Consider the following 22,106-nt stretch of genomic DNA (forward strand, 5'->3'; position numbering starts at 1 on the left):
CAGCAGGAAAGCGGCGCGCGGCGTTTGCTCTGTTATACTCCGGCCTTCCCGCCAGGCTCACGCCCGGACGCCCGGCCTTGTAAAAGGCATCCCGACACCGCTACAGCGCAGCCTACAGCCCGCGCGAGCCTTGTCCGGACCCGCCTTCGAGGCCCGGCAGGACCGGACGGGATGACGTCTTTTTGTTGAACGTCATTCGCGCCCGGCAAGACTATCCCATTGGGCCAGGCCCTCACTAAAACAGGATTACTCATGTCCTTTGCTTCCCTCGGTCTCTCCGAGGCTTTAGTCGGCGCCATCGAAGCCGCCGGCTATACCCAGCCTACCCCGGTGCAACAGCGGGCCATTCCCGCCGTGTTGCAAGGTCGCGACCTGATGGTCGCGGCGCAGACAGGTACTGGTAAAACCGGCGGTTTCGCCCTTCCGATCCTGGAGCGGTTGTTTCCCAACGGTCACCCAGACAAATCCCAGCGTCATGGCCCGCGCCAACCGCGCGTACTGGTCCTGACCCCAACCCGCGAACTGGCGGCCCAGGTACACGAGAGCTTCAAGATCTATGCTCGCGACCTGAAGTTCGTCAGCGCCTGCATTTTTGGCGGCGTCGGCATGAACCCCCAGGTTCAGGCCATGTCCCGTGGTGTCGATGTACTGGTGGCCTGCCCCGGTCGCCTGCTGGACCTGGCGGGCCAGGGCAGCGTCGATTTGTCCCACGTTGAAATCCTCGTGCTGGACGAAGCCGACCGCATGCTCGACATGGGCTTTGTCCATGACGTGAAGAAAGTCCTCGCCCGCCTGCCCGCCAAGCGCCAGAACCTGCTGTTTTCGGCAACGTTCTCCAAGGACATCACCGACCTGGCCGGCAAGCTGCTGCACAACCCGGAGCGCATCGAAGTCACGCCGCCGAACACCACGGTCGAGCGTATCGAGCAGCGCGTGTTCCGCCTGGCGGCCAGCCACAAGCGTGCCCTGCTGGCGCACCTGATTACCGCCGGTGCCTGGGAACAGGTCCTGGTCTTCACCCGCACCAAGCACGGCGCCAACCGCCTGGCCGAGTACCTGGACAAACATGGCCTGCCGGCCGTGGCGATCCACGGGAACAAGAGCCAGAACGCCCGTACCAAGGCCCTGGCCGACTTCAAGGCCGGCGAAGTGCGCATCCTGGTGGCCACCGACATCGCGGCCCGCGGCCTGGACATCGACCAGTTGCCCCACGTGGTCAACTTCGAGCTGCCGAACGTCGATGAAGATTACGTTCACCGTATCGGCCGTACCGGTCGGGCCGGTCGTTCGGGCGAGGCGATCTCGCTGGTCGCGCCGGACGAAGAAAAGCTGCTCAAAAGCATCGAGCGCATGACCAAGCAGAAAATCGCCGACGGCGACCTGATGGGCTTCGATGCCAGCACCATCGAGGCCGAGAAGCCTGAAGTGCGCGAACGTCCGGATGTGCGCAATCCGCGTAATGCCCGTGGCCCGCGCGGCGACGGTCCGAATGGCGGCGGTGGTGGCGGCGGTCGCAAAGACAAAGGCAAGGACAAGGGCAAGGAAAAGTCGGCCAGCAACAGCAACAGCAACGGCCGCGGCGAACGCCCTGCCCGCGAGCAGAAGCCCCGCGAAGGCACTCCGGCCCGTGAACAACAGCGCCCGGCCCCACGCGCGGCAGCCGATCGTGCTCCGGACGAGTTCCTGGACGACGATGTCGATAACTTCGGTAACCGCGTCGACTACGTGCCGCAGCAGAAACCGGCCCAAGGCCGTGGTCGCCGTCCGGGTGCCCCGGCACAGGGCGCAGGCGCAGGCGCTCCGCGCAGTGGCCAGCCACAGGGTCGCCAGAACGGTCCGCGCAACAGCAACGGTTCGTCCACCGGCACGCCACCGGCCAAGCGCAGCGGCCCACGCAACGGTGCCCCGCGTGACGGCCAGGCCCGTCGCGACGACACCCGCCCACGCCGCCCGGCCCGTGACGACCAGCCTCGCCAGGAACCCGCCGTGCAGAACCCGCGCAGCAACCAGCCGAAGATCATGCACAAGGAATCGAAAGCCGATCGTTTCCCGACGCCTGAACAGCTGGATCAACTGCCAAGCCGTCCGCGCGGCGAAAAACCGGCCTTGCTGACACGCAATCGCTGAGTTTTCCAAAGCCTTGAAAAATGCCCCGGGTCTCGCGACCTGGGGCATTTTTTTTGGCCCAACACCATTCCAAATGTGGGAGCGAGCCTGCTCGCGATAGCGGTGCTTCAGTCAACATCAATGCGACAGAGCTGACGCCATCGCGAGCAAGCTCGCTCCCACAGGGCCCTCCGTATCGCCGGAATCCGCGCAATAAAAAACGCCCCTGGTCGCAAGACCCGGGGCGTTTTTTGTCAGGCGCGAAAGTTACTTCGCTTTGACACCTTCAAACGTGACGTACAGTTCGACCGCGTCGGAGGTTGGGCCCAGGTCTTTCTGCTTGCCGAAGTCGGAACGCTTGATGGTGGTGGTGCCTTCAAAGCCGGCACGGTAGCCGCCCCATGGATCCTTGCCTTCACCCAGGAAAGTGGCCTTGACCACGACCGGCTTGGTCACGCCCAGCAGGGTCAGGTCACCGGTCACATCGGCGGTGTTCTTACCGGTGGATTTGACGCTGGTGGAAACGAAGGTGGCCTTGCCGAATTTGCTGACGTTCAGGAAGTCAGCGCTGGCGATGTGCTTGTCGCGCTCGGCGTGGTTGGTGAACACGCTGGCGGTGTTGACGTTGAACTCGATCTTGCTGTCTTCAGGCTTGGCGGCGTCGAAGCTGAACTTGCCGTCGATGTCCTTGAAGGTACCGGTGATGTAGCTATAACCCAGGTGGCTGATCTTGAAGTCGACGAAGGCGTGCTGGCCTTCCTTGTCGACCACATAGTCGGCAGCCATGGCCTGACCGGCGGACAGCAGGGCAGAACCGATTGCCAGGGCGGCGAGCGTCTTTTTCAACATGCTTTCTATTCCTTTGGAGTCGAGGTTGAACATCAGGCTTGGCGCCCCAGCATTCGCTTGAGGGTCGCGTCACGGTCGATAAAGTGGTGTTTCAATGCTGCCAACGCATGAAGGCCGGAAAAAATGACCAACGCCCATGCCAGGTAAAGGTGAATCTGGCCGGCGACGTCTGCCTGATCGGGCAGTCCGGACACCAGCGCGGGTACTTCGAACAGGCCAAACACCGGGATCCCGACACCGTCTGCGGTGGAAATCAGGTAACCGGCAATCATCACGGCGAACAACCCGAGATACAGTGCGCTATGGCCAAGCTTGGCGCTGACACGGGTCAGGCGGCCATAGGTTTGCAGGGTCGGTGGCGGCGGGCTGACAAACCGCCAGACCACCCGCAGCAACATGACCGCCAGCAGCACCAGGCCAATGCTCTTGTGCAGGTCCGGTGCGTCTTTGCGCCAGGTGCTGTAGTAATCCAGGCCGACCATCCACAGGCCTAGGGCGAACAACCCGTACACCACCAGCGCAACGCCCCAGTGCACAGCGATACTGACCCAGCCATAGCGAGAAGAAGAGTTGCGAAGCTGCATTGCTCATATCCTGTAAAAACTGCGATCAAGACTAGCGACTTATCTATCGATTTAAAGCGGAAAATTTCGCTTTGAAATATCGAGAAATACGATCATCAGTCTGGAGGGGGTGGGTTAAGGAAAGATTAAAACCAATACAAGGCGTTATATCAGGAAGGGCCTCATCGCGAGCAAGCTCGCTCCCACACTGGCCGAGCGCAATCCCTGTGGGAGCGAGCTTGCTCGCGATAGCGGTTTTACAGGCAAAAAAAAGCGCGGCTGACAGGCCGCGCTTTTTTCTGTCACCAAGCCTTACTGAGCCTTGGTCTCAGGTGCCGCCGGTGTTGTCGCAGCCGGCTTGGCCGCCGGTTTCTTAGCCGGCGCGGCTTTCTTCACTGGCGTTTTTTTAGCCGGAGCCTTGGCGGCCGGTTTTTTCGCCGCGGGTTTGGCCGCGGCTTTCTTGGCCGGCTCAACCTTCGGGGCCGGCGCGGGAGGCTCCACCGGTGCCGGCGCAGGAGCGGGAGCAGGCGCTGGAGCAGGCGGCGGCGCTACCGGCTCTGGTGCCTTGACCGGCTCCGGCTTCTTGTCGTCATCCGAACCGCCAAACAGGTTGCTGAAGAAGTTGCCCTTCTTCGCCGCTACCGCACCCGCGGCGGCTGCCGTTGCAGCCGGAACGACCTTGGCCGGTTCGAACGACTTGCCGGCCGCCAGGTCTTCAACCTGGCTCGCCGCCCGCTGGCCGCTGCGCAACGCCCCCTCCAGGGTACCCGGGTACAACGTATCGGTGTGTTCACCGGCAAAGGCTACGCGCTGCAATGGTTTTTCCCACAGGCGCCAGTACTTGCTGATCTGGCCCGGGCCAAAGGCCAGGTACGCGCCGCCCATGGACGGGTCGGTGCTGTAGCGGCGGATTTCATAGCCGGTGAACGCGCCACGGGCCTGTGGATAAAACGCGTGCAGGCGAATCAGCACCTGATCGACCATCTGCTTGTCGCCGAAAGCCTGCATCACCCGGGCATTGTCGCCGGACAGGTTGATGACCACGTTGGCACCGCCTTTCATGGCTGGCTCGATCCACATCATGCCCAGGCCGGCGTTGCTGTAGATCTCGCCCGACATGCGCGCCTTGCTGTCCCAGACCGGAGTCTTGAACTTGAGCATGATCTGGTCGCGCCAACCGTAGTTGGTGCCTTTGATCGCACCTTGATGCTGGGCATCCAGGGCCGGGGTCAACTGGATCTTGTTCAGCGCCCGCAACGGCACCGCCAGCACCACGTAGTCAGCCTGGTAGCCAACGGCGCCGACCTTGACGGTCACGCCGTCCTTATCCTGGGAAATGGCCGACACCGGCGAATTGGTCTTGATGGTTTTCAGTTGCTTGACGAACGCCTGGGCCAGGACCGGACTGCCGCCGAGCAGGCGCGAGGCTCGCCGGTCGCGGTCGGATATGCCGCGATAGACGCGGTTCTGCTGGGCGAAATACAGCAGAGACAGGCGTGAAGGCTCGTCATAACGGGTGCGGATTTCCTGGTTCACCAACTGACGCGCCGTGGCCGGCAGTTGCAGGCGGTCGAGCCAGTTGGATACGGTGATCTGATCCAGCGCGTGCAACGTGCTGGTGGCCGCCGGGTTCTGCGGGTCCTCGATGGAACGCGCCAGGTCGTCCAGGGTGGTTTCGTAGCGTTTGAGGGCTTCGGCGGTGGCTGGCTGTTTGGTCGCCAGGTCGGCGGCGGTGAAGTAGATGCCGTCGATCAGGTAGCTGGGGGTGCGCACGAATTCCGGGGCCGGCGTGGTGCTCAGTTTGAAGGTAGAGACGTATTTGTTCAGCACCGGCTGCGTCTTCTCGTTGCCAATCCACTCACTGGTGGCCATGCCCGAGCGACCGCCCAGGTCCGGCTTGGCTTCCAGCAGCGTCACCGCCCAACCTTTATTCTGCAACTCATAGGCCGCCGTGAGCCCCGCCAGGCCGCCGCCGATGACGATGGCCGTCGGTTGTTTGTCCTTGGCCAGCGCCGAAACGCTGAACAGCCCTATCATCACCAGCGCACAGGCGCGCAGCCAACCAGCAGACATTCAACGAACTCCGGATTAAAACGTAGGAAATTTCAGCTTTCGAGCCAGTCGGCTCAGGGAACGGCGAAGAATACGTCAGCCATCAAAACGCCGCCAGCGACGTCTATCGCCTGGCCCAAAGTAGCGCGAATGACACAATGGGTTGTCCCCACGGCCGCCATTGCATAGGCTTGCGCGATTGTTTTGCCCGCGCCCGCCGCGAGCCGCCTCGAGGAGACTGTACATGGGCCTGAATAACCAGTGGATGCAACGCGACCTCGCGGTGCTGTGGCACCCCTGCACCCAGATGAAAGACCACGAACAGCTGCCGCTGATCCCCATCAAACGCGGTGAAGGCGTGTGGCTGGAAGATTTCGAAGGCAAGCGCTACCTCGATGCCGTCAGTTCCTGGTGGGTCAATGTGTTCGGCCACGCCAACCCGCGCATCAACCAGCGCATCAAGGATCAGGTCGATCAGTTGGAGCATGTGATCCTGGCCGGCTTCAGCCATCAGCCGGTGATCGAGCTGTCCGAGCGCCTGGTGAAGATGACGCCCGAGGGCCTGACTCGATGCTTCTACGCCGACAACGGCTCGTCCTGCATCGAAGTGGCGATGAAGATGAGCTTCCACTACTGGATCAATCGCGGCCGACCGGACAAGAAGCGCTTCGTCACCCTGAGCAACAGCTACCACGGCGAAACCATCGCGGCGATGTCGGTGGGCGACGTGCCGCTGTTCACCGAAACCTACAAGGCGTTGTTGCTGGATACGATCAAGGTGCCGAGCCCCGACTGCTATCACCGCCCCGAAGGCATGGGCTGGGAAGAGCATTCGCGAACCATGTTCATGGCCATGGAGCAGACCCTCGCCGAGCACCACGACACAGTCGCGGCAGTGATTGTCGAGCCGCTGATCCAGGGCGCCGGCGGCATGCGCATGTACCACCCGGTGTACCTGAAGCTGTTGCGCGAGGCGTGCGATCGCTATGGGGTGCACCTGATCCATGACGAAATCGCCGTCGGCTTCGGTCGCACCGGGACAATGTTCGCCTGTGAGCAGGCCGGCATCACCCCGGATTTCCTCTGCCTGTCCAAGGCCCTGACCGGCGGTTACCTGCCACTGGCGGCGTGCGTGACCACCGACGAGGTCTACAGCGCGTTCTATGACGACTACCCGACCCTGCGCGCCTTTCTGCATTCCCACAGTTACACCGGCAACCCACTGGCCTGCGCGGCGGCCCTGGCGACGTTGGATATCTTCGAAGAAGACAACGTCATCGAAAACAACCAGGCCCTGGCCCAGCGCATGGCCAGCGCCACCGCCCACCTGGCCGACCACCCGAACGTGGCCGAGGTGCGCCAGACCGGCATGGTGCTGGCCATCGAGATGGTCAAGGACAAGGCCAGCAAGACCGCGTATCCATGGCAGGAACGGCGTGGCCTGGCGGTGTTCCAGCATGCCCTGGAACGCGGTGCGCTGTTGCGACCGCTGGGCAGCGTGGTGTATTTCCTGCCGCCGTATGTCATCACCCCCGAGCAGATCGACTTCCTCGCCGAAGTGGCCAGCGAAGGCATCGACATTGCCACCCGGGACAAGGTCAGCGTGGCGGTGCCGAAGGACTTTCACCCGGGCTATCGCGATCCGGGTTGACAGCGAATCTCTCTGTGGCGAGGGAGCTTGCTCCCGCTCGATTGCGTAGCAATCGCAAAAATGAGGCCGCTACGCAGCCCAGCGGGCGCAAGCTCCCTCGCCACAACAGCATTTAACCCAGCAGCAATGCGCCCCCGTATTCAGAGAGCGAAACATGAGACTGTCCCGCTTCTTCATCGATGCCCCCCTGAGCCTCGGCGACCACGAACTGCCTGAAGCCCAGGCCCACTACATCGGCCGCGTACTGCGCATGGCCGAGGGCGATGCGGTGCAGGTGTTCGATGGTTCGGGCCAGGAGTTTCGCGGCACCCTGGCCGAAGTCGGCAAGAAACGCGTGCGGGTACAATTGGACGAGCAGTTCGCGGGGCAACCTGAATCGCCGCTGCGCATTCACCTCGGCCAGGGCCTGTCCCGGGGTGAGCGCATGGATTGGGCGATCCAGAAAGCCACGGAGCTGGGGGTCAGCGAGATCACGCCGATTTTCAGCGAGCGCTGCGAAGTGCGCCTCAAGGACGAGCGCGCCGACAAGCGCCTACTGCACTGGCGCCAGGTGGCGATCAGCGCCTGCGAGCAGTGCGGACGCTCGAGCGTGCCGGTGATCCATCCGCCGCTGCTGCTGGCCGACTGGTTGAAGCAGGCCGAGGCCGAACTGAAACTGGTGCTGCACCCGGTGGCCGAGCCGCTGGTCAGCCATGACAAACCGTCGACCCTGGCCTTCCTGATCGGTCCCGAGGGTGGGTTGTCGGATGCCGAGGTCGAGCAGGCCAAGACCGCTGGCTACCACGCCGCCCGCCTCGGCCCGCGCGTGCTTCGCACTGAAACCGCGCCGGTGGTGGCGTTGGCGGTGGCGCAGCAGTTGTGGGGGGATTTCTAGAGTCAGATGTAACCCCCCATCTCCCACAGAGGGCATCGGTGTACAGCCCTTACTGCACCGGCTCACTCGTCGGCTTGGCAATGATCGCCTTCAACTCGCTGGTCATCGGAAATTCCAGGTTCAGGCCCTTGGGTGGAATCGGTTTCTGGAACCAGCGGTCGTAGATCTCGTTGATCTCCCCCGACTTGTACAAATCGGCCAGGGTCGCGTTGACCAGCGCCAGGAATTGCGGGTCGTCCTTGCGCACCATGCAGCTGTAGATCTCCCGCGATTGCTCCTGCCCCACCACCACCCACTTGTGCGGGTCGCGGGCCTTGGCCCGTTCGCCGTAGAGCAGCGCATCGTCCATGTAGAACGCCGCCGCCCGGCCGGTCTCGAGCATCTGGAAGGACTCGCCGTGGTCCTTGGCGCTGATGATGAACATGTCGGCCTTGTTGTCCTGGTTGTAGCTTTTCAGAAAGCGTTCATTGGTGGTGCCGGCGGTGGTCACCACGTTCTTGCCGCGCAGGTCGGCGAAGCTGTGGATGCCGCTGTCCTTGGCCGTCAACAACTGGCCCTTCACATAGATGAAGCCGTAGGAAAACGCCACTTGCTTCTGCCGCTCGGCCGTCACCCCGGTGGAGCCGCACTCCAGGTCCACGGTGCCGTTCTGCACCAGGGGGATGCGCGTCTGGGACGTGACCAGGTTGTACTTCACGTTCAGTTGCGGCAACGCCAGTTGCTGCTTGATGCGCTCGACGATCTTGTTCGCCAGTTCCACCGAGTACCCCATCGGTTGGCCGCTGCTGTCACCGACATAGGAAAACGGTACCGAAGCATCGCGATAGCCCAGGGTGATGGTCTTGCTGCTAGCGATTTTGTCCAGCGTGCCCGCCGTTGGCGCCTCATTGGCAAAAGCCGGGGCGCTCAATAGCAGGCTCAGGGTGCAGCCGATCAACGTGATTTTTTGCATTGTTATTCTCCGTTGGGTGAGTCAGGCAGCGCGGGGCGTCAGGCCCTGCACGTCGATGGACGGCGTGTGCTGGCAGATCATCTCGCTGAGCACGCGAGCACTGCCACACGCCAGGGTAAAGCCCAGGGCGCCATGGCCCAGGTTAAGCCACAGGTTACGGTAGCCGGTGGCGCCGATCAGCGGCACACCGCTCGCGGTGGCCGGGCGCATGCCCGCCCACTCGACGGCACGCGAATAATCCCCAGCCTGGGGGAAGGTTTCCAAGGCTTGGCGCTTGATCAGGGCGAGGCGCTTGGGGTCCGGCGTCGGGTCGAAGCCAACGATGTCCACCATCGCCGCGACGCGCAGTTGTTCGCCGATGCGCGCGTAGACGATCTTGCGGTCGTAGTCGGTGATACTCAACTCCGGCGCCTGATGTTCGGGACCAATGGGCACGGTCAAGCTGTAGCCTTTGAGCGGATAGAGTGGCATCCGCACGCCGGGCAAGGCGAGTGCGGCGCTGCGGTGGCCGGCGGCGATCACCAGGTGCTCCACCGGCAGCCACTGCCCGTCCAGTGCAATGGCCTGCACCGCGCCATTGGCGTGTTCGATGGCGCTGACCGGTTGCCCCAACAGAAACTCGCAGCGCCCCGAAGCCCGCAGATGCGCCGCCAATTGCTGGCAGAACGCATGGCAATCGGCGACTTCCTCATCCGGTGTGTAGATTCCGCCCACGTACGGCACGCCGGCCAGGGCCGGTTCCAGGCTCGCGCACTCGCTGGGGCCAAGTACCTGCTGAGAGGCGCTGTCCGCCAACCCCCGCCGCGCGCGCTGGAAATGCCCTGCGTCGCGAAACGTCACCAGCTTGCCGTTGCGCCGCCAGTCGAAGCCGTCAAGACGATCCTGCTCGCGCCAGCCCTGCAAGGTGGCCTGGCTCAACAGCGCCAGGCGCAGCAGGTGGGCGCCGTTGCGCCGGTTGACCGAAGTCCGGCAGGCGCCGATGAAGGCGGCCATCCAACGCCACTGCGCCGGGTCCAGGCGCGGTCGCCATTTGAGCGGCGAATCACCGCGCAGCATCCACCCCAGTGCCTGCCAGGGCACGCCGGCGTCTGCCAGCGGGGTGACGTAGCGATAGGACAATTGCCCACCGTTGGCGAAACTGGTTTCGCTGCCCAAGGTCTCTTGGGCGTCCACCACCGTCACGTCGACGCCGTCGCGCACCAGCGCATAAGCCGTCGCCAGCCCGACCACGCCCCCCCCGATGATGCAAACCCGCTGAGCCATATCCATCTCACATCTGTTTCGAATGGCTCGAGGTTAGGGCCAGGTGACAGGCCCCGAACAATGAATAAAGATAGAGTCCCTATAAACAAAGGTTATGGGCTCGCCATGCGCCTTCGCCATATCGAGATTTTCCAGGCCATCCGCCAGACCGGCTCCATCAGCGGGGCCGCCCAACTGTTGCACGTTTCGCAACCGGCGGTGACCAAGGTGCTGCAGCATGCCGAGCAGCAACTGGGCTTTGCATTGTTTCTGCGGGTGCGCGGCAAGCTGCAGGCCACCCCTGAAGCCCTGGAGCTGGAGCGTGAAGTCGACAAGGTCAGCGAGAGCCTGCAAGGTGTCCGGCGCCTCGCCCAGAGCCTGCGCCGCGAGCCGGGCCACAGCCTGCGGATCGGCGCGACACCGGCCCTGGCCTTGTCGTTGTTGCCGGCGGCGATCCATCAATGGACCCGACGCTACCCGGACATCGTCTGCGAATTGTCCAGCGCCCACAGCCGCGAACTGACGCAAAACCTGCTGATGCGCGAAATCGATGTGGCCCTGACCCTGCAACCGCCCGATCATCCAGGACTCAAGGCCCAGACCCTGGCCAGCGGCGTGTTGGTGGCCCTGGCGCCGAGCGGGCATTGGCCCGAAGCGCAGGTGGGCCAGCCGATGCCGTTGCAAGCGCTGGCCGGTGCACCATTGATCGGCCTGTCCAGCGCCGACCCGCTTTCGGCCAAGCTGGACGGTTATCTCAAGGCCGTTGAACCGCCGCCGCGCATCAGCATCGCCGTACAGACCTATTCACTGGCCCGGGCCATGGTCGAGTCCGGCGCCGGGCTGGCGGTGATCGATCCGTTCACGGCGCTCGGCGCTTCGAGCACCCGCACAGCCATCCGGCCATTGTCGCCACCGCTGCCCATTTCGCTGTACGCCGTGACCCGAGCCGACGAGGCCCCGGTGCATACACTCGGCGCGTTGCTGGAGATTGTTGCCAGCCAGGCCCAGGCGCAACTGGATCGCCTGTTCGCCGCCGCTCAGAGCACGTAGAACAGAATCGCCACGAAGTGCAGCAGACTGCCGGCCATGACAAACAAGTGCCAGATGCCATGGGCGTGGCGCAGCCGGTGGTCGAGGGCGAAAAAGATGATGCCAACGGTGTACAGCACGCCGCCCGAGGCCAACCAGGCGAACCCGGTGCCGCCCAGGGCCGCCAGCAGGGGTTTGACCGCCACCAGCACGATCCAGCCCATCACGGCGTAGATCACGATCGACAGGATCCGCGCTTCGGAACGCGGCTTGATTTCCTGCAGGATCCCAATCACGGCCAGCCCCCAGACGATCCCGAACAACGTCCAGCCCCACGGCCCGCGCAGGGTCACCAGGCAGAACGGGGTGTAGCTGCCGGCAATCAACAGGTAGATCGAAAAGTGATCGACCTTCTGCATGATTTCTTTTTTGCGCCCGCGCACGCTGTGGTAGACCGTCGAAGCGCTGTACAGCACCAGCAAGGTGAACCCGTAGATCGCCACGCTGACGATCTTCCAGGGATCGCCCGCCATCCCGGCGATCACCAGCAACCACACCGCGCCGATAAACGCCGCGACCGCCCCCACCAGGTGCGTCCAGGCGTTGAGTCGTTCCCCGTGATACATCCACTACCACCTCACATTTAGAAACAGGGGCCCAGGCTCAGGCCTGGCGCGTGAAAGTGCAATGGTTTGCTTCCAGCCTACTTAACACTAACTGTGAAGATCTCTGTGGCGAGGGAGCTTGCTCCCGCTTGACCGGGCTGGCGCTCCAGTGCGCAGCGCTCACAAATTTTTTGGGGCGGCTGCGCCACCCAGCGGGAGCAAGCTCCCTCGCCACAACAGCTCCCAAGCCACATAAATCGCGTCGCCGGGAAGACATGGGGCACAATCGGGCCATACGAATAAGAGTCCGCCCCATGCTGATCGACGAAGAATTGACCCTGAAGAAACTCGAGGTGTTCCTGGCCTTCATGCGCACCGGCAACCTGGCGCGGGCGGCGGCCGAGTTGCAGACCAGCAACGTCAGCGTGCACCGGGCCATCCATTCGCTGGAAAGCGCCCTGCGCTGCCCGTTGTTCAAGCACGAAGGCCGCAACCTCACGCCGCTGGAAAGCGCCTATGTACTGGAGGAACGGGCGCAGAAGCTGATCCAGGACGTGGTCGAAAGCGTGCGCCTGACCCGCGAAGCCGCCGGCTTCTCCGCCGAGCGCTTCAAGCTCGGCTCGCTGTATTCGCTGACGGTCAAGACCGTGCCGCAATTGATCATGGGCCTGAAGATCCGCCGCAGCGAACTCAATATCGACCTGATCATGGGCTCCAACATCGACCTGCTGTACAAGCTCAAGAACATGGAAGTCGATGCGATCCTGGTGTCGCTGGACGACAGCGTCAACGACCCGGACTGCGAGCACATCGCGCTGTTTTCCGATGACATCTTCCTCGCCACACCGGCCGACTCACCCTTTGCCCAGCGCAGCGAAGTCGACCTGGCCGAAGTCCGTGACGAGACGTTCATCACCCTGACCCAAGGCTTCGCCACGCACCAGGACGGCATCCGGGTGTTCAAGCAGGCGGGGTTCGAGCCGAAGGTGGCGATGCAGGTCAACGACATCTTCACCCTGCTGAGCATGGTCAGCTCCGGGGTGGGCTATGCCTTGCTGCCGGGGCGGATTGCCGCGGTGTATGAAAACCGGGTGAAGCTGATCCCCTTGCAGGAAAAGTACCGGTTGCAGCAGCACATCGGCGTGGTGTTCCTGAAGGCCAAGGAGCGCGATCCGAACCTGCTGGCGCTGTTGGCGGAGTGCCGGATGTATGCCAATCGCCAGGCTTGAGACCCAGTTGCCCCCCATCGATGATCGTTCCCACGCTCTGCGTGGGAACGCCTCTTGTGACGCTCCGCGTCACGCGTTTGGGACGCAGAGCGTCCCGGGCTGCATTCCCACGCGGAGCGTGGGAACGATCATTCAAGCCCTACCCCAGCAACCCTCGCATGATCAGAAACAACAACGAAGGCCCCAACAAGCACCCCAGCGCCGTATAGAACGCCGCCGTCAGGCAGCCATACGGCACCAGCTTCGGATCGGTGGCCGCCAACCCACCGGCCACGCCGCTGGAGGTGCCCATCAAGCCGCCAAAAATTACCGCGCTACGTGGGTTGTTGAGGCCGATGTATGGCGCCACGAACGGCGTCGCCACCATCACCAGGATCGCCTTGATCAATCCGGCGGCAATGGACAGCGCCATCACCTCGGAACTGGCCCCAATCGCCGCCCCGGTCACCGGCCCGACGATGTAGGTCACCGCTCCCGCACCAATGGTGGTCAGGCTCACCGAATCGGTATAACCGAAGGCCATCGCCACGCCAACGCCGGCAATGAACGACGTACCGACGCCGACAAACAACGCCAGCACCCCAACGAAACCGGCGCGCTTGAGTTCCTCGACACTCACGCCGAACGCCGTGGCGACGATGGCAAAGTCCCGCAGCATGGCACCGCCCAGCAGGCCAATCCCGGACAGCAGCGGGATGTCCACCACGCCCTTCTGCCCGCCGGTCATTGCTCCGCCGATATAGGAGAGCACCAGCCCCAGCAGAATGGCGATGGCCGAGCCATGCAGGCGTCCCTTGGTGAAGGTATTGCTGATCCAGTAGGACACCCACATGGTGATGCCGACGATGGCAAAACCGCTGATCAGGCCGTAGCCGGTGATGACTTTCATCATGGATTCGTACATGGCAATCACCCGACCGTCTTCACGGAAACGTCGGCCTGAGGCCCTTTGTTGCCAATGCGCACCAGCACCGGCACCAACGCAAAGGCAATCACCACCGCGAGGGTCCCGGCCAGGATCGCCATCGGCCCGCCCTTGAGCGCACCGTAGACGTTTTGCTGTGCCGCCATCGCGACCACGATGGGGATGTAGACCGCGCTCCAGAATTCCACGCCGGCCTCGGATTTGCCTGTGAACAGGCCGCGTTTGTTCAGGTAACTGCCCAGGCCGATCAACAGCAGCATCGCAATGCCGACGCCGCCGACGTTGGCCGGCACGCCAATCAGCTTGCCCAGCAGCTCACCGATGAAAATACCCGCCAGGGTACAAAAGGCCAGGAACGCCACACCGTAAATAATCATTGTCGTAGTCCTCAAAATGCATCGTCGAAGTTGTTGTTTTTGTGCTTCGCCAGCTTGAGTCGGTGGTCTAGGGTTGGCGGTTTCCCTCCTCACGCAACAGCGCTTGCAAGGTATCGAGCCGGGCACCGTCGTAAGCCATGACAGAGCCCTGGTCGAACACCCGGCGCGCCAGGGCGGTGAGCACCGCACCGGGCGGCAGTTCGATCTGCAGCCGCACGCCTCGTTCGTAGGCGCTTTGCACCGTGCCGCGCCAATCGACGACGCGGCACATGTTGAAGGCCAGGTCGTCGCGCAGGGCCTCGGCCTTGATCACCGGCCGGGCGCGGCTGCCGCTGAGATAGCCCAGAACAGGCGCTTTCAACGGCACCTCGGCAAACGCCTCGGCCAACGTCCGTGCCGGAGCCTCCAGCAACGGGCAATGGGACGGCACGCTTACCGCCAGCCGGCAGGCCTTGCCAGCACCTTGGCGACGGGCCTGCTCAGCGACGAGGTCCATGGCTTCATCGCTGCCGGCAATGACCACTTGGTTATCGGCATTGATATTGGCCAGGTAGACCGGCGTTGTTTCACTGTGCACCTGGGCCAGCAAGGCTTCCACTGCCGCGAGGTCCAGGCCGATGATCGCGGTCATGCCGTAGCCTTGGGGATACGCCTGTTGCATCAATTCGCCGCGCAGGCTGACCAGCCGCAGCGCATCCTTGAAGTCCAGCGCCCCGGCAACGACCGCCGCCGGATACGCACCGATGGACAATCCCGCGACGTAGTCCGGCGCAGGTGCCTGTTCCAGCAAGCGACGGGCCGCCGCCACGCCAGCGATCAGCAAGCACAGCTGCACGGCGCGGGTCGATTGCAAGGCCTCGGGGCTGTCCAGTCGCAAGACGTCTTCACCGAGCACATCCCCCGCCTCGTCCAGGATCAGCGGCGCCAACCCATGGAGCATGCCCACGCGCTGCGCCCCCTGGCCTGGAAAAACGAAGAGGCTGCTCACGCGACCTGCTCCAACGAAGGCTGCCAAGGATCGCTCACCAGCCGGGCCTGAACATCATCCTTGAGCAAGACCCGCCGCGACGACCCCGCCCATTCGCGCAGGGCGACGGCGCCCCAGGGCGTTTGCAACTGCATGTCCACGGCGCAGACCGAAGCATCCAGTAGCGCCAGCAACTCCCTGGCCTGGAGACGATCCAGGAACTGCGGTGTGCGCAGAATCAGATCCAGGTCGCTGCGTTCATGCAGTGCCTCGACGCCGGCGGCGAGTTCGAACCCGGCGCTGCCGCTGACGCCCCAGGCCCAGCCGCTGGCGTCGAGCAGCGGGCGCAGACGGGCCAGCGCATGCAGGGCCGGCAGGTCGCGAGTCGACTCGGCGTGACAAAGGTCTTCCGGCCTGACGCAACGGGAGATCGCCGCGACCGCCATCGATGTTGCATAACGCTGCTCGCGCAAGCGCCCACGCACGCCGACCGCGATCTGATCCGGTGCCGTCAGCGAGCGCCGAACCACCACCGGATGACCGGCGGCAATCGATTCGACCGCCCATGCTGGGGCCCCCACAGGCACCTGCTCCGGGGTCATCCCCCAGAGCAGGTCATGGGCCAGATACGTATTCACCACTGCGCTCTCAACAATTGGCGAACCGTGCTGGAGGCTGCCCGATGAGTCGCACCGAGGCGACTGCTCAAGTCGCGAGGCGCAGTGGCGACATCGTTGATCGCGTGTTGCAGGCAATCGAAGACTCGGGCCAGATCGGTCGCGGAGGGTTGCTCGATCTGCTCCACCGACAAGGTTTCCCACAGCAGGCCCAGGCTGGCAAAGCTGTCGATGTCATAGGCCATCGGTGGCACGCTGGCAGCCAACGCCTCAAGCTCTTCGACACTGCGCAAGGTCACCCGCGCCGCCGAGGCCTTGCCCATGGCGTGGACCATCACGCCCGGGTCGCGCAGGGCAATCAGCCGGTTGGCCTGGTAGCCGTGGGCCAGGAACGCCCCCGACATCGCCTTGCCCACCAGCAAGCCAATCACCGGATGCCCGGCCAATCGGGCACGAGCGTAGCTGTCGGCCGCACCGGCCAGGGCCTGATGAATGCCCAAGGCTTCTTCGCGCCGGCCATAGGCCTGGCTCGGTACGTCGACTATGGCGATCAGTGCACGCTTGTTAACCGCATTGCGGTCGGCGTCGATGGCCTCATCCACCGCCTTGGCCAGGCCCCAACCTTCCAGCAAGCCGACTTCACCGTTGCGTGCCCGTGGGAAATGGTTGTCGGGATCGGTCACCACCGCCAACAGGCGCGCGGTGTGCTCGCCCAGGCTGACATCGGCGACTTTCAACGAAGCGGGTAAACCTTGCACCGCGCTGGCACCACCACTCAAGGCCTCGAACCAGCGCAAGCCTCTCAACGAATACGAACTCATGGGCGTTCTCCCTGGTACAGCTGGCGAACCGCTGCCGGTTCGATTTGCACGTCGTTGTCCAAACGGGCCAGGCGTTGCAGGAACAGTTCGGCCTGGCCGCTGCGGTGGTGCGCAGGCACGCCCAGGTGCAGCAACTGGCTGACCTGTTGGCGGATCTGCGCCACATCGTCAGCCGCATAACGGTCCACCAGTCCGGTGGCGAAACGCTGCTCGCCGCCGGTCAGGCTCCAGATGAACGGCCGGTCGCGGGAGTCGTATTCGTCGAGGCCGGCTTCCTGTTCGATCACTTGCGGACCGTTCAGGCCCAGCCGTGCTTCCTGGGTGACCAGCAGATAACTGCACAGCCCGGCGGCAATGGACATGCCGCCAAAGCAGCCGACACTGCCGGCCACTACGCCAATCACCGGCTGGTATTGGCGCAGGTCGACAATCGCCGAGTGAATCTCGGCAATCGCTGCGAGCCCGAGATTGGCCTCCTGCAACCGCACACCGCCGGTTTCCAGCAGCAACACGGCACGGGTGGGAATGCCTTTGCGGTTGTCTTCGGCCGCCAGTTCCAAAGCGCCGGCAATCTTCGCCCCGCCGACTTCGCCGAGGCTGCCACCCTGGAACGCACCTTCGATGGCGGCGATTACCACGGGCAGGCCATCGAGCGAGCCCTTGGCGATCACCACGCCGTCATCGCTTTGCGGCACCACGCCCTGGCGCAACAGCCACGGCGACATGATTCGCTGGAACGGGTCGAGCAATTCGCGAAACGTACCGGCATCGAGCAAGGCCTTGGCCCGTTGCCGGGCACCGAGTTCGACGAAGCTGTGCTTGTTGAGCAACGCTGCGCTGTCAGTCATGGCCGATCTCCTCGAAACCTTGTTCCAGGCGCAGGCGCACCACGCCGGGAGTGGCGCCAAAGTCATGGATGTCGATGCTCATCGCGGGAGGCGTCTGGCCGTCGAACATGCGGGCAAACAAATGCTGCCAGCGTTGCTCGCTGCCATTGACCGATGTCTGCACCTGGATGCTCAATTTGCCCGCCAGCCCAGGCTCGATCAGCACTTCCAGGTCGCCCGAGCCGACGCAGCCCACCAGCGCCCGCCCCCGTGGCGGCTGCCCGGCGGGGAATTCAAAGGATAAGGTTTCCATCAGCACACTCCTGGGAAGAGGCCATCGCCGCGTTCGATACGATCGAGGAACAGGCAGGCGGCGAGCAGGTCGGCAGCGCCGCCGGGCGAGGCATTCAAGGCAATCAGTTGTTGGTCCAGCGCATGCAATTGGCGGCGACCGCCCAGGCTCGCACTGCCACCGGCGTCGAGCACCGCTTTGGCGCCCTGCTGCATGGCCTGCAAACCCGCTTCGCCGGCGCGGTACAGCACGCAGGTGTCGGCCAGTGTGGTCATGATCGCCAGCAAGGCATCGAGGCGAGCGTTCTGCTCGCCCGTCCCCGCCGCGCGGCTGCGCTTGAGTTGCGGCAAGCCGAGGCCAGTCACCGCTGGGAACGCCAGTTGCGCTTCTTCCCGGGCACCGCGCACGCCGTAGCGCTGGGCGACCTGGGCACCGTGGCTCAAGGGTTGGGGTGCAAAACGGTCGTTGAGTAAGGCCAGGCGGGCGGCACGTAGCGTGACGGCGCCCGCGACGTTGGATTCAGGTTCCAGCGCCGTCGCAGCGACCAACAGACCCAAGGCCCAGATCGCCCCACGGTGAGTATTCACGCCGTCCGTGGTGGCGAGCATCGCGGCTTCACCTTCACGGCCGATCCGGCCGAGGGCTTCGCGCAGCGGCAAGCCGATTTCGCCACAGTCGAGGGCGGCCTCGGCCATTTCCTTGAAGGCCGGCCACAACGACAGCGCCGAAGCATGCATCAGACCCAGGTGCAGGTCGGTATGGGCGCCATTGCCGCGACGGTCCACCAGGGCCGGTTTGGGCGAGAGGTCGGCTTCGTCGATCAGCGCATCCACCGCCATATCCGCCAAGCGTTCGGCCAAGGACAGTTTTTTCGGTTGCAGGTTGAAGGCGTGCATTTACCAGCTCCTGAACTTGGCGGGCGGGTTGTAGAGGCCACCGGACCATTCCACCAGGTCGGCCACGCTCTTGGCCGCGAGCAACTCGCGGGTGGCGTCGGTGCGACGGATGCCGAGGTCTTCAGGCAAGGCGATCAGCCCTTCGCGGCGCATGCGCGCGGTGTCTTTCGGGTCATGGCGCAAACCGATGGCAGTGACCCCCGCCACGGCGGCAATCATCGCCTGGCGCTCTTCCAGGGAGCGGGCCTTGTACAGGTAGGCGATGCCCTCTTCGGTCAGCAGATGGGTGACGTCGTCGCCGTAGATCATGATCGGCGCCAGGGGCATGCCGGCTTTCTTCGCCACGTCCACCGCGTCGAGGGTCTCGACGAAAGTGGGCTTTCCGCCTTCCTGGAACGTCTCGACCATCTGCACCACCAGCTTCTTGCCGCGTTCGAGCAACGGCGCCTCGCCATCGCCATGGCGCATATCGAGCCAGGCCGGCGTGCCGTGACGGCGACCGCGCGGGTCGTGACCCATGTTCGGCGCACCGCCGAAGCCGGCCAAACGACCCCGGGTCACGGTGGAGGAATGACCGTCGCCGTCCACTTGCAAGGTAGCGCCGATGAACAGGTCCACCGCGTACTGCCCAGCCAGTTGGCAGACCATCCGATTGGAACGCAGCGAGCCGTCGTGGCCGGTGAAGAACACGTCGGGACGAGCCGCGATGTAATTCTCCATGCCCAGCTCGGTGCCGAAGCAATGCACGCTTTCGACCCAGCCGCTTTCGATGGCGGGGATCAGGGTTGGGTGCGGATTGAGGGTCCAGTTGCGGCAGATCTTGCCCTTCAGGCCCAGAGATTCGCCGTAGGTGGGCAGGATCAATTCGATGGCGGCGGTGTTGAAGCCGATGCCGTGGTTGAGGGACTGGACGTTGTGTTTTTCGTAGATTCCGCGGATCGCCATCATCGCCATCAGCACATGCACAGGCTTGATATGGCGTGGGTCGCGGGTAAACAGCGGCTCGATGTAGAACGGCTTGTCGGCCACCACCACGAAATCCACCCAGGACGCTGGGATGTCGACGCGCGGCAGGTCGCTGACGTCGTCCACCAACTGGTTGACCTGGACGATGACGATACCGTCACTGAAGGCCGCCGGCTCGATCAGCGCCGGTGTGTCTTCGGTGCTGGGGCCGGTGTAGATATTGCCGGCGCGGTCGGCCATGAAACCGGCCGAGAGCACCACATTGGGAATCAGGTCCACCACCAGCCGGGCATAGAGCTCGATGTAGGTGTGGATCGCGCCGATTTCCAACAGGCCGTCTTCGAGCAACTGGCTGATGCGCAGGCTCTGGGTACCGGCGAAGGAGAAATCGAGCTTGCGGGCGATGCCGCGTTCGAACAAGTCCAGGTGCTCGGAACGACCGACGCTGGGCATGATCATGTGCAGGTCATGCAACTTGCCCGGGTCGGCCTTGGCCAGGGAGCGGGAAAGAAAGTCCGCCTGCTTCTGGTTATTGCCCTCCAGCACCACACGGTCGCCAGGCAGGATCAACGCCTCCAACGCCGCGACGATCTTGTCGGTGGGCAGCACCACACCGTCGGCCAGCCCCTTCACCAGCCCGAGCCGCCGCTGCTTCTCGCTGCGCCGCCGCGTCCAGCGCGAGTCGGGGGATATTGTTGTTGTCATGACCACTCCACGGGTTCGCTGTCGTGGGGGTTACCTTAGGAGTGTTGTGGCGCGGGCATCAATCAAGCTCGGCGGCGGATCGTTACGGTTGGCGTAATGGTTATTCGAGTACGAACTATCTGTGGGATCGAGCTTGTGGCAAAGCCACTGATCGGATTAGCGCTCAACCTGTCGACCCTGACAGTAGCCAAGCAGGCCTCCTCGGCGTCTAGTGGATCCTGCTGCGATTGGTTATGTCCGGCTTCAAGGGCAGGGTCGACAGCGCAAATGATTGGAGACACTAATATGAAATTCCCTGATGAAACTGACTTCGAATCGAATGGGCGCAACGGATGGGAAGATGGCGAAGGCATCACAGGAGAACTTATTACGGTAGATGGGAATACTTTCTGGAAAGGTGAACTGAAGCCCATAACGACCTTTCCTTCCTTCGGCACATCTCTGAAGAAAAAATTCACGTTTCTGAGCAAAGAAGAAAGAACCGACTTTTACTGTATATCCTTTAATTATCGCGTTCACAAACTCGAAGTTGACGAGGCAAGATTCCTTGTTCTTTCCCTCGCCATAGGGAACCCAAAAATCTCCTTCAATTTAGATAACGATTTGGATGAAAACACTGAAGTAGACAAATGGCTGCTGGCGACGACGGAGACAAACCCCTACCAGTGGTTCGCGCAGTCAAACGAAATAATTCAGATTGGCACGCGTGGCGCTCTAGCCGAGACAAAATCCCGTCGAATAGATATCGATAACATCTATGTTTGGAAACAGACCTAGTGCAGATAAATGTGGGGCACCCTCAAGGTGACTCGCGATGACGGCGGACCAGTCATTGCCTGTCACTCCGCTATCGCGAGCAGCTCGCACACAGGCTTTTGGTCGTTTATAAGATCAATGTCCACCGCCAATCTTGTAGGAGCAAAGCTTGCTCGCGATAGCGATGGATCTGTCTGCATCAATGCTGAATGTGCCGCCTTCGCGAGCAAGCTCGCTCCCACAGGGGAATGAGGTGCCTTCGAAATTTTCGGAACAACCCTCTGGCCTGTGCTCCCAATGCATAGCCGCTTGTCGGATGGCGGCTTCAACCTGTCAATCCTTACAGTAGCCAAACAACGGTCTCCAGCGCCCACTAAGCTGCGCTGCGGCCTGTAATGTCCGATTGCACGGGCAGGGTCAACAGCACCTGCACTGGAGAGGGACAATATGAAACGTTTCGAAGACTATACCGATTTCGAAGGTGAAAACTGGAATGGGTGGATGAATGGCCGTGGTTTGCCTACCGGGGAACTCAAGACTGGCGAAAATGGAAACATGTACTGGAGTGGGTTGCTGAAAGGCGCTCCGGGGACGTTTTACAAAATTCAGCCTTCTCTATTAAAAAGGTTTTCTTTTCAGAGTGCCGAGGAAAGACGGGCGTTATATGAGGTGTACTTCCTCTATCGCATTCACGAAAGGGAACCGGATGAAGCGAAGGATATCGCGATCGCGGTGTGCTCGGAGGGAGGGTTGTGGGAAGCCACACCAATGTGACCGATGAAACGCCAGTTGGACAATGGCTGAA

Annotated in this window: 22 protein-coding genes; 7 read left to right on the forward strand and 15 right to left on the reverse strand. The window is 62.9% G+C overall.

Features of this window, described 5'->3' with window-relative positions:
* Nucleotides 1-252: 252 nt before the first annotated feature.
* Nucleotides 253-2,127, forward strand: coding sequence for an RNA helicase RhlE2 (rhlE2, locus tag AD659_RS25885; protein WP_053126167.1), 1,875 nt, complete (start codon nt 253-255; stop codon nt 2,125-2,127).
* A gap of 246 nt (nt 2,128-2,373) precedes the next feature.
* On the opposite strand, the gene AD659_RS25890 is transcribed toward rhlE2, so the two are convergent.
* From AD659_RS25890 to AD659_RS25900, 3 genes are all read right to left on the reverse strand, one after another.
* On the reverse strand, nt 2,374-2,955 hold the full coding sequence (locus AD659_RS25890; protein WP_053126169.1) for a YceI family protein: 582 nt from the start codon (nt 2,953-2,955) through the stop codon (nt 2,374-2,376).
* 32 nt (nt 2,956-2,987) lie between these two features.
* Nucleotides 2,988-3,539, reverse strand: coding sequence for a cytochrome b (locus AD659_RS25895; protein ID WP_053126171.1), 552 nt, complete (start codon nt 3,537-3,539; stop codon nt 2,988-2,990).
* Between the two features lie 291 nt (nt 3,540-3,830).
* Nucleotides 3,831-5,591 carry a flavin monoamine oxidase family protein gene (locus tag AD659_RS25900; protein WP_053126173.1) on the reverse strand — a complete coding sequence of 587 codons (1,761 nt, stop codon included), beginning with the start codon at nt 5,589-5,591 and terminating at the stop codon, nt 3,831-3,833.
* 223 nt (nt 5,592-5,814) lie between these two features.
* On the opposite strand from AD659_RS25900, the gene AD659_RS25905 reads away from it, so the two are divergent.
* A complete protein-coding gene (locus tag AD659_RS25905; RefSeq protein ID WP_053126175.1) occupies nt 5,815-7,221 on the forward strand; it encodes an adenosylmethionine--8-amino-7-oxononanoate transaminase in 1,407 nt (468 codons plus the stop codon).
* A 154-nt stretch (nt 7,222-7,375) separates the two neighbouring features.
* Nucleotides 7,376-8,095 (forward strand): 16S rRNA (uracil(1498)-N(3))-methyltransferase, encoded by a 720-nt coding sequence (locus AD659_RS25910; protein WP_053126177.1) that lies wholly within the window; start codon nt 7,376-7,378, stop codon nt 8,093-8,095.
* A 49-nt stretch (nt 8,096-8,144) separates the two neighbouring features.
* Here AD659_RS25910 and AD659_RS25915 read toward each other — a convergent pair whose 3' ends face one another.
* Nucleotides 8,145-9,047 (reverse strand): transporter substrate-binding domain-containing protein, encoded by a 903-nt coding sequence (locus tag AD659_RS25915; protein ID WP_053126179.1) that lies wholly within the window; start codon nt 9,045-9,047, stop codon nt 8,145-8,147.
* A gap of 21 nt (nt 9,048-9,068) precedes the next feature.
* Entirely contained in the window at nt 9,069-10,310 is a 1,242-nt protein-coding gene (locus AD659_RS25920; RefSeq protein ID WP_053127099.1) for a D-amino acid dehydrogenase, read from the reverse strand.
* Nucleotides 10,311-10,415: 105 nt separating this feature from the next.
* Here AD659_RS25920 and AD659_RS25925 point away from each other — a divergent pair, with 105 nt between their 5' ends.
* The gene (locus AD659_RS25925) at nt 10,416-11,339 is read left to right on the forward strand and encodes a LysR family transcriptional regulator (RefSeq protein WP_053126180.1); all 924 of its coding nucleotides are present in this window, start codon (nt 10,416-10,418) and stop codon (nt 11,337-11,339) included.
* Here the strand turns inward: AD659_RS25925 and trhA are convergent.
* The gene (gene trhA, locus AD659_RS25930) at nt 11,327-11,944 is read right to left on the reverse strand and encodes a PAQR family membrane homeostasis protein TrhA (RefSeq protein ID WP_053126181.1); all 618 of its coding nucleotides are present in this window, start codon (nt 11,942-11,944) and stop codon (nt 11,327-11,329) included. The genes AD659_RS25925 and trhA overlap by 13 nt on opposite strands.
* A gap of 293 nt (nt 11,945-12,237) precedes the next feature.
* On the opposite strand from trhA, the gene AD659_RS25935 reads away from it, so the two are divergent.
* Nucleotides 12,238-13,152, forward strand: coding sequence for a LysR family transcriptional regulator (locus AD659_RS25935; RefSeq protein ID WP_053126182.1), 915 nt, complete (start codon nt 12,238-12,240; stop codon nt 13,150-13,152).
* Nucleotides 13,153-13,291: 139 nt separating this feature from the next.
* Here AD659_RS25935 and madM read toward each other — a convergent pair whose 3' ends face one another.
* The 9 genes from madM to mdcA form a co-directional block, all read right to left on the reverse strand.
* The gene (gene madM / locus AD659_RS25940) at nt 13,292-14,056 is read right to left on the reverse strand and encodes a malonate transporter subunit MadM (RefSeq protein ID WP_053127101.1); all 765 of its coding nucleotides are present in this window, start codon (nt 14,054-14,056) and stop codon (nt 13,292-13,294) included.
* 5 nt (nt 14,057-14,061) lie between these two features.
* Nucleotides 14,062-14,454: a malonate transporter subunit MadL gene (gene madL / locus AD659_RS25945; protein WP_053126183.1), complete on the reverse strand. Its 393-nt coding sequence runs from the start codon at nt 14,452-14,454 to the stop codon at nt 14,062-14,064.
* Nucleotides 14,455-14,521: 67 nt separating this feature from the next.
* Nucleotides 14,522-15,442 (reverse strand): malonate decarboxylase subunit epsilon, encoded by a 921-nt coding sequence (mdcH, locus tag AD659_RS25950; protein ID WP_053126185.1) that lies wholly within the window; start codon nt 15,440-15,442, stop codon nt 14,522-14,524.
* Entirely contained in the window at nt 15,439-16,059 is a 621-nt protein-coding gene (locus AD659_RS25955) for a malonate decarboxylase holo-ACP synthase (protein ID WP_053127103.1), read from the reverse strand. The genes mdcH and AD659_RS25955 overlap by 4 nt, the downstream gene beginning before the upstream one ends.
* Nucleotides 16,056-16,859 carry a biotin-independent malonate decarboxylase subunit gamma gene (mdcE, locus tag AD659_RS25960; RefSeq protein ID WP_053126186.1) on the reverse strand — a complete coding sequence of 268 codons (804 nt, stop codon included), beginning with the start codon at nt 16,857-16,859 and terminating at the stop codon, nt 16,056-16,058. The genes AD659_RS25955 and mdcE overlap by 4 nt, the downstream gene beginning before the upstream one ends.
* The gene (locus tag AD659_RS25965; protein ID WP_053126188.1) at nt 16,856-17,707 is read right to left on the reverse strand and encodes a biotin-independent malonate decarboxylase subunit beta; all 852 of its coding nucleotides are present in this window, start codon (nt 17,705-17,707) and stop codon (nt 16,856-16,858) included. The genes mdcE and AD659_RS25965 overlap by 4 nt, the downstream gene beginning before the upstream one ends.
* Entirely contained in the window at nt 17,700-17,999 is a 300-nt protein-coding gene (locus tag AD659_RS25970) for a malonate decarboxylase subunit delta (RefSeq protein ID WP_053126190.1), read from the reverse strand. Before AD659_RS25970 ends, AD659_RS25965 begins: the two co-directional genes overlap by 8 nt.
* Complete coding sequence (locus tag AD659_RS25975; protein WP_053126192.1) at nt 17,999-18,874, reverse strand: triphosphoribosyl-dephospho-CoA synthase; 876 nt, start codon at nt 18,872-18,874, stop codon at nt 17,999-18,001. The genes AD659_RS25970 and AD659_RS25975 overlap by 1 nt, the downstream gene beginning before the upstream one ends.
* Nucleotides 18,875-20,545: a malonate decarboxylase subunit alpha gene (gene mdcA, locus AD659_RS25980; RefSeq protein ID WP_053126194.1), complete on the reverse strand. Its 1,671-nt coding sequence runs from the start codon at nt 20,543-20,545 to the stop codon at nt 18,875-18,877. It lies immediately after the preceding gene.
* Between the two features lie 285 nt (nt 20,546-20,830).
* On the opposite strand from mdcA, the gene AD659_RS25985 reads away from it, so the two are divergent.
* Both AD659_RS25985 and AD659_RS25990 read left to right on the forward strand, forming a co-directional pair.
* Nucleotides 20,831-21,322 (forward strand): hypothetical protein, encoded by a 492-nt coding sequence (locus AD659_RS25985; RefSeq protein ID WP_053126196.1) that lies wholly within the window; start codon nt 20,831-20,833, stop codon nt 21,320-21,322.
* Nucleotides 21,323-21,748: 426 nt separating this feature from the next.
* Nucleotides 21,749-22,075 carry a hypothetical protein gene (locus tag AD659_RS25990; protein WP_053126198.1) on the forward strand — a complete coding sequence of 109 codons (327 nt, stop codon included), beginning with the start codon at nt 21,749-21,751 and terminating at the stop codon, nt 22,073-22,075.
* Nucleotides 22,076-22,106: the final 31 nt, after the last annotated feature.

The sequence above is a fragment of the Pseudomonas thivervalensis genome, from assembly GCF_001269655.1.
Taxonomy (GTDB): Bacteria; Pseudomonadota; Gammaproteobacteria; order Pseudomonadales; family Pseudomonadaceae; genus Aquipseudomonas; species Aquipseudomonas thivervalensis.

What these genes read in the sequence shown, in the direction of transcription:
- rhlE2 (WP_053126167.1), top strand. Translation starts at nt 253, where the DNA reads ATGTCCTTTGCTTCCCTCGGTCTCTCCGAGGCTTTAGTCGGCGCCATC.
- AD659_RS25890 (WP_053126169.1), bottom strand. Translation starts at nt 2,955, where the DNA reads ATGTTGAAAAAGACGCTCGCCGCCCTGGCAATCGGTTCTGCCCTGCTG.
- AD659_RS25895 (WP_053126171.1), bottom strand. Translation starts at nt 3,539, where the DNA reads ATGCAGCTTCGCAACTCTTCTTCTCGCTATGGCTGGGTCAGTATCGCT.
- AD659_RS25900 (WP_053126173.1), bottom strand. Translation starts at nt 5,591, where the DNA reads ATGTCTGCTGGTTGGCTGCGCGCCTGTGCGCTGGTGATGATAGGGCTG.
- AD659_RS25905 (WP_053126175.1), top strand. Translation starts at nt 5,815, where the DNA reads ATGGGCCTGAATAACCAGTGGATGCAACGCGACCTCGCGGTGCTGTGG.
- AD659_RS25910 (WP_053126177.1), top strand. Translation starts at nt 7,376, where the DNA reads ATGAGACTGTCCCGCTTCTTCATCGATGCCCCCCTGAGCCTCGGCGAC.
- AD659_RS25915 (WP_053126179.1), bottom strand. Translation starts at nt 9,047, where the DNA reads ATGCAAAAAATCACGTTGATCGGCTGCACCCTGAGCCTGCTATTGAGC.
- AD659_RS25920 (WP_053127099.1), bottom strand. Translation starts at nt 10,310, where the DNA reads ATGGCTCAGCGGGTTTGCATCATCGGGGGGGGCGTGGTCGGGCTGGCG.
- AD659_RS25925 (WP_053126180.1), top strand. Translation starts at nt 10,416, where the DNA reads ATGCGCCTTCGCCATATCGAGATTTTCCAGGCCATCCGCCAGACCGGC.
- trhA (WP_053126181.1), bottom strand. Translation starts at nt 11,944, where the DNA reads ATGTATCACGGGGAACGACTCAACGCCTGGACGCACCTGGTGGGGGCG.
- AD659_RS25935 (WP_053126182.1), top strand. Translation starts at nt 12,238, where the DNA reads ATGCTGATCGACGAAGAATTGACCCTGAAGAAACTCGAGGTGTTCCTG.
- madM (WP_053127101.1), bottom strand. Translation starts at nt 14,056, where the DNA reads ATGTACGAATCCATGATGAAAGTCATCACCGGCTACGGCCTGATCAGC.
- madL (WP_053126183.1), bottom strand. Translation starts at nt 14,454, where the DNA reads ATGATTATTTACGGTGTGGCGTTCCTGGCCTTTTGTACCCTGGCGGGT.
- mdcE (WP_053126186.1), bottom strand. Translation starts at nt 16,859, where the DNA reads ATGAGTTCGTATTCGTTGAGAGGCTTGCGCTGGTTCGAGGCCTTGAGT.
- AD659_RS25965 (WP_053126188.1), bottom strand. Translation starts at nt 17,707, where the DNA reads ATGACTGACAGCGCAGCGTTGCTCAACAAGCACAGCTTCGTCGAACTC.
- AD659_RS25970 (WP_053126190.1), bottom strand. Translation starts at nt 17,999, where the DNA reads ATGGAAACCTTATCCTTTGAATTCCCCGCCGGGCAGCCGCCACGGGGG.
- AD659_RS25975 (WP_053126192.1), bottom strand. Translation starts at nt 18,874, where the DNA reads ATGCACGCCTTCAACCTGCAACCGAAAAAACTGTCCTTGGCCGAACGC.
- mdcA (WP_053126194.1), bottom strand. Translation starts at nt 20,545, where the DNA reads ATGACAACAACAATATCCCCCGACTCGCGCTGGACGCGGCGGCGCAGC.
- AD659_RS25985 (WP_053126196.1), top strand. Translation starts at nt 20,831, where the DNA reads ATGAAATTCCCTGATGAAACTGACTTCGAATCGAATGGGCGCAACGGA.
- AD659_RS25990 (WP_053126198.1), top strand. Translation starts at nt 21,749, where the DNA reads ATGAAACGTTTCGAAGACTATACCGATTTCGAAGGTGAAAACTGGAAT.